Origin of the sequence: Geobacillus kaustophilus, from assembly GCF_000948285.1 — a bacterium.
In the GTDB taxonomy this organism is placed as follows: domain Bacteria; phylum Bacillota; class Bacilli; order Bacillales; family Anoxybacillaceae; genus Geobacillus; species Geobacillus thermoleovorans_A.
Genome location: NZ_JYBP01000003.1, coordinates 1,547,327 through 1,561,635 on the forward strand (window position 1 = coordinate 1,547,327; position 14,309 = coordinate 1,561,635).

Genomic DNA, 14,309 nt, shown 5'->3' on the forward strand with positions numbered 1-14,309 from the left:
CACCCGCTTCAACAGACCCATACATGGGGCTGGAAGCGGCGTTGTTCGGTCGCCCGACAGTCGAGCAAATGCTTGGTAAATGCTGCAAATGTTAAAGCTTCAAATTGCATCTATATAGGCAAAAAAAAAAGCCAGCTGGCTAACAGCTGGACATCGGGCATTGCCGATAGATGACCGCATGGCGATGCTCCTCTTTTTGCAATTCGCCGACAGACACCAAATATTCCAAATGCGCCAGCGTCTCAGCCACTGCAAATCGCCATTGGTGCGCCGTCAACGGCTTATGGCCGAACACGCGATGGGCGACTTCATAGGCGGTGGACCCCGATCCTGCTAGCGCTTTCATTTTTTGCAACCGTTGTTCGTGATGACGGAAAATGTCGCCGATCCGCTCGCGAAATTGGCGAATGACCCCGCCATGGGCAGGCAGAGCCACATCCACCCCAAGCCCCTCCACTTTGCGAAGCGAAGCAAAATATTGCTCGAGCGGATTTGGGTGGGCGCCCGGCCATACACTAATGTTCGGAGTAATGCGGTCAAGCACATGGTCCGATGCAAGCAGCTGGCGAGATTCCTCCTGATAAAAACTGATCAATCCATCGCTGTGCCCCGGAACCGGGATGACCGCCCATCTCCGCTGCCCCAGCACAATGTCCGAACGATCCAAAACGGTTAGCACCGGAAACGGGCTGACGCGCAGCGACAGCTTCCACATGCTCTCCTCAATGTCCGTTACCAGCTCATCCGGCACGCCATGGCGGCGAAACATGGCACCTACTTCGCTCGCCTGGACGCTCTCTTCCCCCCACACCCGTTCCGCCATCGCATAATCCGGTTCGCTGATCCAGACGGGCGCTTCCGTCTGCTGCTGCATCCACCCGGCCAAGCCAAAATGGTCTGGATGGAAGTGAGTGATGTAAATAGCGCGAACGTGCCGCGGCTTGATCCCCAACTGCCGAAACACCGTTTCCCATGCACGAATCGCCTCAGGATCGCGAAAGCCAACGTCAACGATGCTCCACCCATCCGTCTCCCGGCATACGTAACAATAGACATACTTCATTGGAAACGGGACTGGAATCGGAACGCGGTAAATTCCGTCTCCTACCGTTTCCATTTCAATCTGCGCCATCCTTTCCCCTCCCCCTGCTTTTTTCCTTCCTCTTATTCACAGCGCCTCAAGTGGACATGCCAGGCGCCGATATCCCCCAATCCATTTTAGACGCATAAACGGTGACACCCCCCGCCATCTATGCTTTGCTTAGAGGTAGGAGCTTCTCGGATGATCCTGTCTTATGACTAAAATGGACCGAGCGCCCCCCGTCTGCCCGACGGTTGTCATCCCCCACCTCCCCTTCGTTTAGAAGTGGAGGACTTCCTTAGAGATGCCGTTAAATCATTTCCATAAACGGATTGATCGCCTTATCGCGGTTGAATGTCACCTCACGATCTGGTGCAGCCTCAAACAATGTCTCAAAATAGCGGATGGCCGGAACGGCGAGCAGCTGATGGACATTAAAAAACAGCTCCCGCGCCCTCGTTCCGCTCCAATCATCCGGTAATAAATCGTTCGGAAATCCCGGATCAATAAAGAAAAAACCCCGATATTCATGCACGAGTTTCGTCCGCTCAATGAAACATTCGCGGTCAGTCAGCTCATTGTTCCAAGCCCGTTGTTGGAATTCTTCGTACTTTCGTTCGTACGTTTCAATAAACCGGTCATACTCCTTGGCAATATAAGAGAAATCCCAGCCGCGCTCAATGATTTGCTCGTTGCTGTGCGACACGATGGAGCTCGCCGTAAACAAAATGACGTACGGCTCCAAATGATAGTCTTTCACCCATTCCATCACTTGCGGTTCGATCGGATTCGGACTCGCCCACGTCCCGTGGGAGATGAGGCCAAACCCCATCAAGCTTAATTCTTTGCGGATTTGGCTGCGCAGCTCCCGTTTTTCTTCGGGAACGGAGTACGTCAACACCCGCCATTGGCCGTCCCACTTGTAGTTCCGCTGCGAATAGACGCGGTTGAACCCGTCCATCATCGTCCGTTTCCCTTTCGGCGTCAACGAATAATAGCTGTTGTTGCCGATTTTCCGGACTTCAAAAAATCCCTGTTGCACCATCCTTAGCGCCGCTCCGCGGATGGACGACTCGGAAATGCCGAAGTGGGACATCATTTGGATCAAGCTTCCGATCCATACTTCGTTCCCATAATGTTGAATATATTCCCCAAATAACGTAAACATGAGCGCTCTCGGCTTCACTGCTGTTCACACCTTGTCTTTTTTTTTTTGAATTTTTCTTTTATTATGGTACGAAATCACCTTCCCTTTCAAGCGCTAAATTTATGTTTTCATAAAAACATATCGGCCGAAACGGCCGATATGCACTCTGATCCAATTCGGTTGGCGTTTTTCCAAAAAGGCGCTCATCTCTTCTTTCGCGTCTTCGGATCAGAACAGCAAGTTTTGCGGCTCGCCTTCGCAGCGGATCGCCACATTCAGCGGCATCTCTTTCCCGTTCATGATCGCCAGCTTGATGTTCGAGACCGCATACGTCGCGCTGCTCGCGAGCTTGCGCGCATATTCCCGCGTCCGCTCTCTCGTTTCCGCCTGCGGAAACACTCGGTTCACCAGTCCAATGTCCAGCGCCTCTTGCGGCGTGATCAAATGCCAAATAGGTTCAACGGTTTAGTGCCGATATAAGAGACGACGCTTTTTGTCTCAGTGTATAAGTTCAACGTCTCAAGCGCCAGCTCGCGGCCAAACCCCGACTGCTTGTACCCCCCAAACGGCGTGCCTGGAAATGCGGAAATCGGCGAGTTGACCATGACAATCCCAGCGCGGATGCGCGCGGCGACGCGATGGGCTCTTCCGTGGTCTTTCGTCCAAACGGCTGATCCTAACCCGAAAATCGTATCGTTCGCCAGCTTAATGGCCTCTTCCTCGTCACGGAACTTCATGACAACGACGACTGGACCGAAAATTTCTTCCTGCGCCACCCGCATGTCGTTTCTTACATTGCCGATAATCGTTGGCATGTACCAATAGCCTTTCGCAAACTCCTCACCTTCCGGGATTTTCCCGCCGTATAAAATTTCGCCGCCTTCCTCAACCGCCAGCTTCACATAGCTGTCGATCACTTGCTGATGGCTTCGCGAAATGACCGCGCCCATATGCACCCCTCTTTCAAACGGGTTGCCGACGCGGATGCGGGACGCTTTTTCAATCAATTTCTCCATAAACTCATCGTAAATGGTTTCATGCACAAACAGCCGCGAACGCGCTTCGCACGACTGCCCCGTGTTGTAAAAAATGCCGTAAAGCGAGCCGTTGACCGCCGCTTCGATATCGCAATCATCAAACACGATGTTTGGCGATTTCCCGCCGAGTTCGAGCGTCACTCGCTTCAACGTCTCCGAGGCGCGCCGCATAATGTCTTTGCCGGTTTCCGTCTCTCCGGTGAAGGCCACTTTGTCAATACCCGGATGCTCGGTCATATACGGACCGATTTCAGAACCGCTTCCAGAAATGACATTGACGACGCCATCCGGAATCCCGGCCTCTTGGCAAATTTCCGCCAGCATATAAGCGGTGATCGGCGTATAGCTTGCCGGCTTTAACACGACCGTGCACCCGGCTGCCAATGCCGGCGCGAGCTTCCAAGCCGCCATCATCAACGGATAGTTCCACAGGATGATTTGTCCGCATACACCGACCGGCTCTTTGACCGTGTAGTTGAAAAAGCCGTTTGGCACTTGGTTGACGTCGCCTTGCAACGTAATTGCTGCAGCTGCATAAAATTCAAAATCCTCAATTGCTTGCATAATTTGCCCTTTGGCCGCATCGACCGTTTTACCGCTGTTTAACACTTCCGCATACACCAAGTCATCGAATCGTTCTCTCATCAAGTTGGCAATTTGATTCAGCAGGCGCGCCCGCTTCGCTCCCGTCATTTTTGACCATTTTCCCGATTCAAACGCCGCGCGCGCCGCCTTGACGGCACGATCTACGTCTTCTTTCGTGGCTTTGGCGACGGTCGCAATCACTTCCTCTGTCGCCGGATTGATCGTTTCAAACACTTCTCCGTTGCTGCTCTCGACATACTGGCCGTTAATAAACAGCGGATAATGCTGCTTGATCTTCATCAGTGGGCTCCCCTTCCTCCTTGGCATCGTCTCTCCATCTCACCCGCTCAAACACGCTTTTGCATTGATGGCAATAGTATTGCGAAACGAGCTGAGCGGTCCCAAACATCGATAGCGGCGCTACGTTCACTGAGCCGCAAAACACGCAGCGCACCTCCCTGCCTATCGGCATCGGCTAGACACCTCTCTGTTTTATTACGTTTTATTTAACATCGTCTGTTTAACATAATGCTATTAAAATTTAAACACACTGTCAATAATAAAGCTGAAAAAAATGAAGATTTATAATATTCCTTCTATCCTTTGATCGATACGAAGTAGCTCATGGCTTTTTAATTATATGGAACAGAAACGACCGTCCTGATCAAGAAAACCCGATGGGATGCGTTACATCCCGTCGGGTTTTCTCAAAAAAAGCCTTGAAACAGTAGAGCAACGTTGCTCCACTGCCTGACTCGTTTCCCCACATTTGTTTTTGCCGTACACTCCCTTACGCCAACTCGCCACGTTTCATTCCGTCGTTTCCACTTTCAAGAAGTGATAACACCCATTCTTTTATATTGATCTCCGAAGCAGGATACAAATGAATCGGTTCACCAACATCACAACCCGTTTCTTTCCGTCATCTGCTGGCACTATTGAATCCCCTTTTCACCATGATTTTGTCCATTCACTGCAGCGTTCGTGTCGCCCATATATGCACGAACCATCAAACCAGGCGACATAGAAAAAGCCGGCGAACGCAATACCGCCGGCTTGTAGGACACGCAAAAAACCATTATTTGTCCTGCTGATTGCCCGGACGCTCTGGAGCCATTTCTTCGGCAAACTCCACCGGAGCGATCCGCGTCGTTCCCATTCGCCGTCCCATCCAGCGGTTCAGGCCTCGGATCATATTTTGCATCGGCCCCACCGTCATCCGCCCTATGCGCGGCCTCCTTCCAACGCCAACCATTGCGGCGGCCGCCGCCCCTACTCCTAAGCTGATAAGCGTCCAGATGGCGTTATTCGTTCCTCGTCGTCTAGCAAACCTCAGCCATGGATTCCACAATCCGCGGCCTTGCTGAACGCGGAACAGACGGAATAAGCGGTTCATTGCACCTCCACCTCCTTTTACGCGACAGCTTCTGTTCAACGGTTAGCATACCTTTCCTCCAAAAAGTCATACATGGAAAACATTAGATGTCAACAAGGAGGTTGTTCCATATAAAAATATTTCTATATATTTCACTATTTTCGTCCCTTTCATGCCCCTATATACAAACAAACGGAGGTCACGACATGAAAAACATCGTTCCTTTTGCCTTGGCCGCAGCCATAGCCACTGTATGGCCAGCTTCAGCGTTGGCTGTTGAGCGCAACGATCCCGCTTTAGAACAGTATTTAAATGAAGCAGGGATCACAGTCGAAGAGCTGGAAAATTATTTGAACTATGAAGGCTATTCGCTCGATGAAGTTGACATCATCGACGAATTGCGCCGCGAACTCGATTACCAAAGCTTAACACCACTGAACGAGGAACATTAAACGAATTTTTGCAAGAAATTGGCATGACAAAGACGCAATTGGAAAAACTGTTGGCGAAAAACGGCGATTCGCTTGACAATTATGCGACGGTCGAGGAACTGTCGGAGGCCGTCATCGACTACTTGCTTCCGGATTTAAACGAGCTCGGCTTGACGGACGCGGAGTTAGAAAAGTTATACAACCATTTTGAATCGCTCAATATGGAAGATCCGCAATTCGCCAAAAAAAATGGAGGAAATCGGCCAGCGGCTTGAGGCGATCGGTGCGCACGATTTCAGAAGCGTGACGGAACTCTCGCCAGCGCAAATCGCTGAAATCGCCGATGTATGGACCGACCTGCTTTCCGCCTTTCAACTAGAAGCAAAGTTTTATTTGACAAAAAACGGTGAGAAAAAGCCGCTCAGCCTGTCGACGCTCCTGACAATGAAATCGGCAAACGGCTGCGATTTGCTTGTTGAAATTTACAGCACCGAAGGCGAACTGCTTGCCGATTTTGTTGTGACCGAAGAGATGTTTGCCTCCGATATTTTCGATGAGATCGGGGAAGACTTGCAAAATGGAGGTCAGGCGGCAAAAATCGAAAAAGTGGTGAAACCGGCGCCGCCGAAACCGCTGAAGCGGACCGAGAGCGGAGCGAAACTGCCGAAGACGGCATCCCCGTATACCGCTTATATGCTTTTTGGTTTGACCTTAATCGGTGCCGGCGCATTCCTTGTCCGCTTTTGTCAAGGAGCCGAGGCGAAATAAATGAACCGGAAACCAAAAGCGACGCTCACCGTTTCCACGTGCTATCCGTTCCGCTACGTCGGCCCCGCTCCACAGCGGTACGTGCTTGTGGCCAATTTAATCAATGAACGTTCTTAACCTTGCAAAAAGCAAAAGGATGGCTGAAACAGGGGCCATCCTTTTTTACTGCACTTCGTATGCCGTCCATGTCGGCTTTTTGATTTTCGCCGACAGCGAGATGATTTTCCCTTTCACCCGGTTTGCTTCCTTTCCCGTCAGCAGAATCGGCTGATAGTTGTTTCTTGTCGTGACTGACGAAATGTGAAACGGGATGACGCGAATTTCTTTTTTCGCCGTCCGCTTGCCGTTTTGGAAAGAAAAGGTCTGCTGGAAGACAAACGTATCTTTGTCGCTCGGGTTTTTGTTCCCGCCGAACATAAAATTGCCGAGGCTGTAGACGATAAACTTCCCTTTATACTCCTCAATCCCTTGAATGACATGCGGATGATGACCAACAACCAAGTCAGCGCCGCTGTCAATCGCAAAGCGCCCGAGCGCCTTTTGCGTGCTGTTTGGCACATAGCTTCGTTCCACTCCCCAGTGAAAATGAATCAGGATGAGATCGGACCCCTGTTTCCGCAATGTGCGGATGTCATTGGCAATTTGCCTGCGCAACGTGCTCGTGTTGCTCCAACCTTCGTAGCCGAGCACCCCGATTTGGATTCCTTTGACGGTTTTCATCAGCCGGAGCGTGCGGCCGAAATAACCGATGTTTTCCTTTTTTAAACTGGCAATCGTGTCATTGTATCCTCGTTGCAAGTAATCGTATGTATGATTATTGGCCAGATTCACAGCATCAATGCCGCCGTAGGTTAAAATTTTTGCATAGCTTGGATGGCCGCGGAAGCGAAACGTTTTGCTTGCCTTGCGCGTCGAAGTTGTCAACGTCGTTTCCAAATTGACGGTCGTAAAATCATCTTTCTTGAAGATCGGCTCAATGTATTTCGTAAAATAGCGCAAGCCGTGCTTCTTCGCTTCTTCATCAAACGAATACGCATAGCCATAATTTCCATCGCGCCCGAGCGTCACATCGCCCGCCGCGCTCAGCGTGATGCGCACTTCGTTCGGTTTCGGAGCGGCTTGTTCGGCAGATGCTGACGCTATCGTCCTTTTGTCGATCGGACTCGGTAGCGGCGGATGCTCGACCATTTGCCCCGCGGATTCGCTTGGCGCTGCCAGCACTTCCTCGACACCGCGATCAACCGCGTTGCTGCAAGAAAATAAAAAGACGGACGCCACACACAAAAGCGCCGCATTTTTCCCCTGCATCCATCCGTTCATGGTCCCTCTCCTATCAATCTATTTTCTTAAAACTACCAAAACTTCGGCTAATGATGTATTCAACACACTCCCTATTTATTCCTTTTGTTTTCCGCAATTTAGGAGTGATGGCCTATCCAACCCATGATATAATGAGCTTGCAGGCGTTTCCTCACCATTTCCGCATCTTGGACTCCTCATGTTTCATGATCGAAACGCCCCGAGTGAATCCCATCTTGATAAGGAGGTTTCTTCATGGAAGAGCTGTTGCGGCAGTTAACCACGCTTGTCCAAAGTCTTGTCGATGACATGTCCGTCATGAAGCAAGACATGCAAACGGTGAAGCAAAAATTGGGCAATCTTGAAAAACGGATGGATAAGCTCGAGCAACGGATGGACAAATTTGAACAACGGATGGATACACTTGAACAGCGGATGGACAAGCAGGAAGAAGAGTTGCGTTGGCTGAAAGAGCAGATGAAAGAAAACACGGAAATGATCAAAGCGATCCGCGACAATCAACTCGAGCAGCGAAGCATCCAAGACGGCATGCGCCACGAAATCGCCAACCTCCGCGGAGAAATGGCTGGCATTCGCGAGCAGATGGCAACAAAAGACGAGCTCCCCCGCCTTCGCGAGCAAATGGCGACAAAAGAAGACATCTCCCTCATTCATCAGCGGCTTGATTATCAACTTGGCCGCATCGCGAGAGTGGAGGAGGAGATTTATTTGCTGAAGAAGGCGGAGTAACACGGCCGACGCAGCGTTTAACCTTCTATAAATAAATGCGCCTCTTCTTCGTCACGCCTTAGCGTGATGAACGACCGAACAACCACTCGCTTCAACAGATCCATACATGTGTCTGGAAGCGGCGTTGTTCGGTCCCCCGATAGCCGATTCAATTGCTCTGTAAAAACTACAAATGATAAGGTTCCAAATTGCACCTATATAGAACGCATTGTCTTTTTATTAGGGGTGCTATTCAATTGACAATAATGCTCTACGGAAGATAATGTTGGCTTTAATGCTGTGACGCGATCCGTAAACTCTTCCGTGAACAAAATAGCCTTTGCCTCAGTTTCGTTGATCATATGGCGATGTTCATTTTCTGACAGTCTTGTATTAAGAGGAACACGTACAAGTCCGCTTAATAATAAAGCGAAGTCAATTTCAACACTTTGAAGAGAATTCGATAATAGGGAAGCCACTCTGTCTCCTTTTTTCAATCCCATCCTTAGTAAAGCATTAGCCAATTTATTGCTCCTGTGAAGTACCTGTTCGAATGTTAAACTTTTCCCTTGGAAAATCACGCCTGTATGATTCGGATGATATTTTGCGCCTCTTCGAATTAATTCGCGTGCATGCATATCTTCCTTTTCGCTCTATTCTAACCGCCATATCACCCCATCCTCCTCTCTCCATAAATTACAACGAGACATTTTTCTGGCTAGAAGTGACATCTTCGATCGACACAAACTCTTCAGATATCGGGCGAATTTTCTTGGATCCTACTAAAAAGTAATAAACGCTGCCTAAACCAAATACAAACAAAATAATAGCAATTAATGGGATTTCAATCCTGAACAACGAAAGATTAGTCGTTAACACACTATACTTCAGTACACAAAAGAACGAAACAATCCCTAAAAAGAGTGCAATTCCTGGAACAACTGGGTAACTCACCTTGAACGGTCGCTCCATATGCGGTTCCTTTTTTCTTAATACAAAGAGCGATATGAGACTCAAACAATACATCGTAATCGCACCAAATACAGATAAAATGATCAATGCATTGGCAAAGCTGGCAGAACCGGCACTAGCCACTCCTATGATGCCAGGGACAATTAATCCCCAATGCGGAACTCCTCTTTTCGATAAATTAGCTAAAAATCTGGGGAGGTACCCTGCCCTAGCCAATGCAAACGTTTGTCTGGAGTAACCGATAATGATGCCATGCAAGCTTGCAATCAATCCAAACAAACCAATGATTGCGACTGTTTTAGGCAAAATATGCTTTTCTCCATAAACACTGGCTAGAGCTTGAGGAAGAGGATAATCAGCAGGTTTTCCTTCTCCTCCACCAAGCCCGGCTGTTACAAGCAACGTAAGAATGGTGGCAACTGCTAATGTCAAGATCCCCGAAATAAATCCTTTTGGTATATCCTTTTTCGGATTACGCACCTCTTCCGCTGCCATCGCTCCCCCCTCAATAGCAAGGAAAAACCAAATGGCAAAAGGAATAGAGGCAAATATTCCTTCCCAGCCTTTAAAAGCTGACATGTCGCTAAATATGGCTGAGCCGTTCACATGGGGCAGCCCAGCAACATAGTAAACACCTAAACCAATCAAGGCTAAAACCGTAGCTACCAGTTCAATGATCGCGGCCCCTTTTACTCCTATAAGATTAATGAAAATAAAGAATAAAAAAACAACTACTGTTGCATATACAGCGTTAATGCTGGGAAATAAAAAATGAATATAGGCTCCGGTCGAGACGGCAATGGCGGGCGGAGCAAAAACAAATTCGAGCAAACATGCTAACCCTGTCATAAACCCCATATAAGGGCCCATTGCTTTTCTTGCATAGGCCGATGGTCCTCCCGCGTGAGGAATCGATGTAGAAAGCTCTGAATAACTAAATATAAAGGTTGTATAAAAAACTGTCACAATAATCGCAGCAATCGCCAATCCTATCGTTCCACCTTGCTCAAATCCGTAATTCCACCCGAAATACTGTCCTGAAATCACCATCCCGACTGCAATCCCCCATAAATGAATGGGTTTTAACTCTTTATGCAAATGGTTATTCGGATTGTTGGCCATGCTATTCTTCCCCCTTCAAATGATTACTATAGCTCTAGACGCACCCCGCTGGCTTTTTGCTCAATCATTTTTCTTAAAACCGTACCAATATAGGCACCGGCTTCAACGGGAGGTGTACCTCCTGAATGAATATTGGAAACCACAGTCCTGTCTGACTCTACTGTCCCTTTTCGCGGTCTATAGCACATATATGCGCTCATGGAATTGGCAGAAACAAGGCCCGGCCTCTCTCCAATCAAAAGAACAAGTACTTCTGGCTGCAAAATTTCACCGATATGATCCATACATGCCACTCTTCCACCTTTGACAAAAAAGGGAGTTCCTTGTGTTAATCCGTTTACCTCTAATGAATCCAACAGTGCTGGGTAAATATCTCGAAGATTAGCCTCAATCGCACTTGCACTTAATCCATCAGAAACAACAATTTGTACTTGAGGTTTTTTCATACATTTTTCTTGAATGGTTTTGACTGCTTCTTCCGTAAGAACGCGTCCTTTGTCTGGTCTCTTTAAATAAACTTCTTTGTTTTCATAACAAGTCTCGACCGTAAATAAACCAAATTCTTCAAGCAAACTATCAAGAACTTCTCCACTCACAGCGTCAACGGCAGCGGCATGGTCAAGTTGTAATTTTAAAATCGTTTTCGTCAACGGGCGTGTGCCTGTTCTCCATACCCCTATACGCGCGGGCGTGACTTTTCTCAATTCGTCAATTCCTTCAGGAAATTTCGGATTTGGAACGGAGGTTAACCAATCAAACGTCGTATAATGAAACTTTTTTTCACATTCTTTTTCATCAATATTTTCTTTTAATTGTCGAGATACTCTAGTCTCCAATTCCGCCATCACTTTCTCAACAATTTGTTGAATATCCACCTGATTCATTTTCGCAGATCACCCGCCTTCAGAACTTTATAAAAATAAAGTGGGATCACCGGCCATTGATGTTAACTTTCCGTTCTCCATAATCCCCATTTTTTCTAACCATCGCTCGAACTCCGGAGCGGGCCGCATATGGAGCAGTTCCCTTAATGTAGCAATATCATGAAAGCTAAGAGATTGATAATTGAGCATACAGTCATCCGCCATCGCCACCCCAATCAAAAAGTTCACACCTGCTGCAACGAGTAGAACGGATAAGTTTTCCATATCATTTTGGTCTGCTTTCATATGATTGGTGTAACAAACATCTACTCCCATCGGCAAACCATGAAGTTTCCCCATAAAGTGATCCTCAAGTCCCGCGCGAATCACTTGCTTACTGTTGTATAAATACTCCGGTCCAATAAAGCCCACTACCGTATTGACCATAAACGGGTTATATCGTTTCGCCAGCCCATAGCACCTAGCTTCCAACGTTAATTGATCTATACCATGGTGGGCATCTGCTGATAGTTCTGATCCCTGTCCTGTTTCGAAATACCATACATTTGGACCAGCAGCCGTCCCTTCTTTTAAGATTAATTCATTGGCTTCATCGAGCAATTCCACACTAATGCCAAATGCTTTGTTTCCCAGTTCTGTACCGGCCAAGCTTTGGAACAATAAGTCTGCTGTTCCTCCTTGTTTGATTGCTCTCATCTGGGTCGTGACATGCGCTAAAACACAGTTTTGTGTAGGAATATTCCATTTTTCCATCAACTCTTTTGTCATATTTAAGATAGCTTTTACACTATCTGCTGTATCAATGACAGGATTAATGCCAATAACGGCATCTCCGACACCATAACTCAAAGCTTCAAAAATGGATGCCTTGATTCCTTGCAAATGATCATTCGGGTGATTGGGCTGCGCTCTTCCAGCCAATCTCCCCTTCTGGCCGATTGTTGTGTTGCAACGCGTTTCTACCGTAATTTTTGATGCAGCTTGTATCAAATCTAGGTTGGTCATAATCTTTGTTACAGCAGCGATCATTTCACTTGTTAATCCTCTACGGATATGAGAGATTTCATTGTTCGTGACGTTCGGGGACAGAAGGTACTCCCGCAGTTCCGCGATTGTCCAATTTCGAATGGATGCATAAATTTTTTCATTCACTCCTTCCTCGATGACACGCGACACCTCATCTTTCTCGGGTGGCAAAAGAGGGTTGTTTCGAATATCAGCAAGAGTTAGGTCTGATAAAACATGCCTCGCTGCAATGCGTTCTTGCGCATCTTGGGCATGAATGCCTGCCAGCTGGTCGCCGGATTTTTCTTCATTTGCTTTTGCCATAATTTCCTTTAAACTTTCAAACTGATACGTTTTTCCCAATAGAGTGATCGTTGTTTTCAAATAGAATCACCTCCTAACTCTTCGTAAAAGCTAATGTTTTGACTACTACAGGAACCATACTTTGATTGATGGTTTCCCCTATGTCAATGTAATCACCTTGTTCAACTATAACTTGATCAATTGAAATAATATCCACTTTATTTTTCGATTGAAGTACTAGCAATTGTCCGAGCGCTTTTGCAATATCGTCTTCACAAACAACAACCATAATCGAATGGGTGGGAAAATGCTTTTCATAAAGCGAAAATAATATCTTCGCTATCTCTTTTAATACAGAATAAGAACAATGAGAAATCCCCTTCATACAAATCGCAAAAGGAAGTTCTTCATTTTCTTGGATGTATGGCTTCCAATCCACCAAGGCCTGTTTGATTTGCTTATATACATAATCTGTATTGTTTATCTGATGATGATCTAGCTCAACCATCATAATGGGTAAATTACGAATAGGGAGACGCGATGAAGCAACATGTATAGTAGCACCGCTAATTTCCGTGCTTTGCATTCCCGCTCCGATTACAGTTGCACGAGATGTTTGCGTTGCCTTGATCAACTTTAATGAACGTTTTTCAATAGCTTTTACTACTTCATGAGCAAGAAGCGGACCAACATCTCCATAGATAGCTGTATCATCAATTGTTTTAGGTGCTTCTTCCTCAAGCAACTGACCGATCCCTCCCGAAACCATCACTTCATGGATAGGTGGAATCACCTGAAAGCTCGTACTATGAATGAGTGAATCATCTGATCGAATGGGTTGCTGACCAGTTAATGAATCGAACATATCGTTGCACATTTGTTGGACAACTTGCTGGATTTCTGTAAAACTAATTTTTTGGTTTGGATACAAAGAGAAATTTTGGGCGTCTAACCAAGGCTGAATAGATGGAGATATAAAGGTAATTTCTCCGTTATGACTTAATTCGATTAGTCTCCCACCAACATGATAGGTAATCGTCCCTAATGCTCTTCCTCTCTGAAAAAGAACAACATTCGCTGTTCCTCCCCCTATATCAATGTTAGCAATCGTTCCTTTTATTTCTTTCGATCTCGAAAAAGCACCTGATCCTTTGCCTGCAAGCAGTGCTTCCAAACTGGCGCCAGCTATGGCAACGACAAAATCCCCCGATTTTTCAGCCAAATAATGCAAGATGCTCTCTGCATTTTTTTTCGTTGCCGTTTCTCCCGTTATAATAACAGCTCCAGATTTTACATTACGGATATCTACCCCTGCTTTTTGATATTGGTCTTCAAGCCATCCTACAAGGGTTTCCAAATCAATTTCATCCCGTTTTCCTTTTAGCGGTGTTGAGTACATCGGACTCTCATACACAATATTTCTTTCCACAATTTCAAAACGAGGCAACGAAAAAGGGTTCGATACTTTTGCGTATTTCAGGTGACTTACAACAAATTTCGTCGTGCTTGTTCCAATATCAATCCCCACACTAATGATTGTCTGGTCTTCCACCATCATTACCCCTCATGAA

15 protein-coding genes and 2 pseudogenes are annotated in these 14,309 nt (G+C 46.9%); 5 read left to right on the forward strand and 12 right to left on the reverse strand.

What is annotated here, in order from left to right:
• Window positions 1-139: 139 nt before the first annotated feature.
• The 6 genes and pseudogenes from LG52_RS08105 to LG52_RS08125 all read right to left on the reverse strand — a co-directional run bounded on the left by LG52_RS08105 (window position 140) and on the right by LG52_RS08125 (window position 5,246).
• On the reverse strand, window positions 140-1,132 hold the full coding sequence (locus LG52_RS08105) for an MBL fold metallo-hydrolase (protein ID WP_044731543.1): 993 nt from the start codon (window positions 1,130-1,132) through the stop codon (window positions 140-142).
• Between the two features lie 259 nt (window positions 1,133-1,391).
• Complete coding sequence (locus LG52_RS08110; RefSeq protein WP_231578618.1) at window positions 1,392-2,267, reverse strand: PaaX family transcriptional regulator C-terminal domain-containing protein; 876 nt, start codon at window positions 2,265-2,267, stop codon at window positions 1,392-1,394.
• A 192-nt stretch (window positions 2,268-2,459) separates the two neighbouring features.
• A pseudogene (locus LG52_RS08115) lies at window positions 2,460-2,669 on the reverse strand (enoyl-CoA hydratase/isomerase family protein); the annotation flags it as partial.
• Window positions 2,669-4,150, reverse strand: a complete 1,482-nt coding sequence (locus LG52_RS08120) for an aldehyde dehydrogenase family protein (RefSeq protein ID WP_231584438.1) — start codon at window positions 4,148-4,150, stop codon at window positions 2,669-2,671. The gene LG52_RS08120 and the pseudogene LG52_RS08115, both read right to left, overlap by 1 nt.
• Window positions 4,116-4,322 (reverse strand): hypothetical protein, encoded by a 207-nt coding sequence (locus LG52_RS18935; RefSeq protein WP_075261690.1) that lies wholly within the window; start codon window positions 4,320-4,322, stop codon window positions 4,116-4,118. Before LG52_RS18935 ends, LG52_RS08120 begins: the two co-directional genes overlap by 35 nt.
• Window positions 4,323-4,928: 606 nt before the next feature.
• The gene (locus tag LG52_RS08125; protein ID WP_044731546.1) at window positions 4,929-5,246 is read right to left on the reverse strand and encodes a hypothetical protein; all 318 of its coding nucleotides are present in this window, start codon (window positions 5,244-5,246) and stop codon (window positions 4,929-4,931) included.
• A 185-nt stretch (window positions 5,247-5,431) separates the two neighbouring features.
• Between LG52_RS08125 and LG52_RS20525 the strand changes: the two genes are divergently transcribed.
• The 4 genes and pseudogenes from LG52_RS20525 to LG52_RS18940 form a co-directional block, all read left to right on the forward strand.
• A complete protein-coding gene (locus LG52_RS20525; protein ID WP_231578617.1) occupies window positions 5,432-5,677 on the forward strand; it encodes a hypothetical protein in 246 nt (81 codons plus the stop codon).
• A gap of 23 nt (window positions 5,678-5,700) precedes the next feature.
• Window positions 5,701-5,931, forward strand: a complete 231-nt coding sequence (locus LG52_RS20800) for a hypothetical protein (RefSeq protein ID WP_269430411.1) — start codon at window positions 5,701-5,703, stop codon at window positions 5,929-5,931.
• A 28-nt stretch (window positions 5,932-5,959) separates the two neighbouring features.
• Window positions 5,960-6,424 (forward strand): processed acidic surface protein, encoded by a 465-nt coding sequence (locus LG52_RS20805; protein ID WP_269430412.1) that lies wholly within the window; start codon window positions 5,960-5,962, stop codon window positions 6,422-6,424.
• A gap of 9 nt (window positions 6,425-6,433) precedes the next feature.
• Window positions 6,434-6,541, forward strand: a pseudogene (locus LG52_RS18940) (class D sortase); the annotation flags it as partial.
• 45 nt (window positions 6,542-6,586) lie between these two features.
• Here the strand turns inward: LG52_RS18940 and LG52_RS08135 are convergent.
• The gene (locus LG52_RS08135) at window positions 6,587-7,744 is read right to left on the reverse strand and encodes a CapA family protein (protein WP_044731547.1); all 1,158 of its coding nucleotides are present in this window, start codon (window positions 7,742-7,744) and stop codon (window positions 6,587-6,589) included.
• A 234-nt stretch (window positions 7,745-7,978) separates the two neighbouring features.
• Between LG52_RS08135 and LG52_RS08140 the strand changes: the two genes are divergently transcribed.
• A complete protein-coding gene (locus tag LG52_RS08140; protein WP_044731548.1) occupies window positions 7,979-8,473 on the forward strand; it encodes a hypothetical protein in 495 nt (164 codons plus the stop codon).
• A 194-nt stretch (window positions 8,474-8,667) separates the two neighbouring features.
• Here the strand turns inward: LG52_RS08140 and LG52_RS18945 are convergent, their stop codons facing one another.
• The 5 genes from LG52_RS18945 to LG52_RS08160 are packed head-to-tail and all read right to left on the reverse strand — an operon-like array spanning window position 8,668 to window position 14,290.
• Entirely contained in the window at window positions 8,668-9,090 is a 423-nt protein-coding gene (locus LG52_RS18945; protein WP_075261689.1) for an AMP-binding protein, read from the reverse strand.
• 58 nt (window positions 9,091-9,148) lie between these two features.
• Window positions 9,149-10,546, reverse strand: coding sequence for an ethanolamine permease (gene eat / locus LG52_RS08145; protein ID WP_044731549.1), 1,398 nt, complete (start codon window positions 10,544-10,546; stop codon window positions 9,149-9,151).
• A 26-nt stretch (window positions 10,547-10,572) separates the two neighbouring features.
• Window positions 10,573-11,430: an ethanolamine ammonia-lyase subunit EutC gene (eutC, locus tag LG52_RS08150; protein WP_044731550.1), complete on the reverse strand. Its 858-nt coding sequence runs from the start codon at window positions 11,428-11,430 to the stop codon at window positions 10,573-10,575.
• Window positions 11,431-11,457: 27 nt separating this feature from the next.
• On the reverse strand, window positions 11,458-12,819 hold the full coding sequence (locus LG52_RS08155) for an ethanolamine ammonia-lyase subunit EutB (RefSeq protein ID WP_044731551.1): 1,362 nt from the start codon (window positions 12,817-12,819) through the stop codon (window positions 11,458-11,460).
• A gap of 13 nt (window positions 12,820-12,832) precedes the next feature.
• Complete coding sequence (locus tag LG52_RS08160; protein WP_044733158.1) at window positions 12,833-14,290, reverse strand: ethanolamine ammonia-lyase reactivating factor EutA; 1,458 nt, start codon at window positions 14,288-14,290, stop codon at window positions 12,833-12,835.
• Window positions 14,291-14,309: the final 19 nt, after the last annotated feature.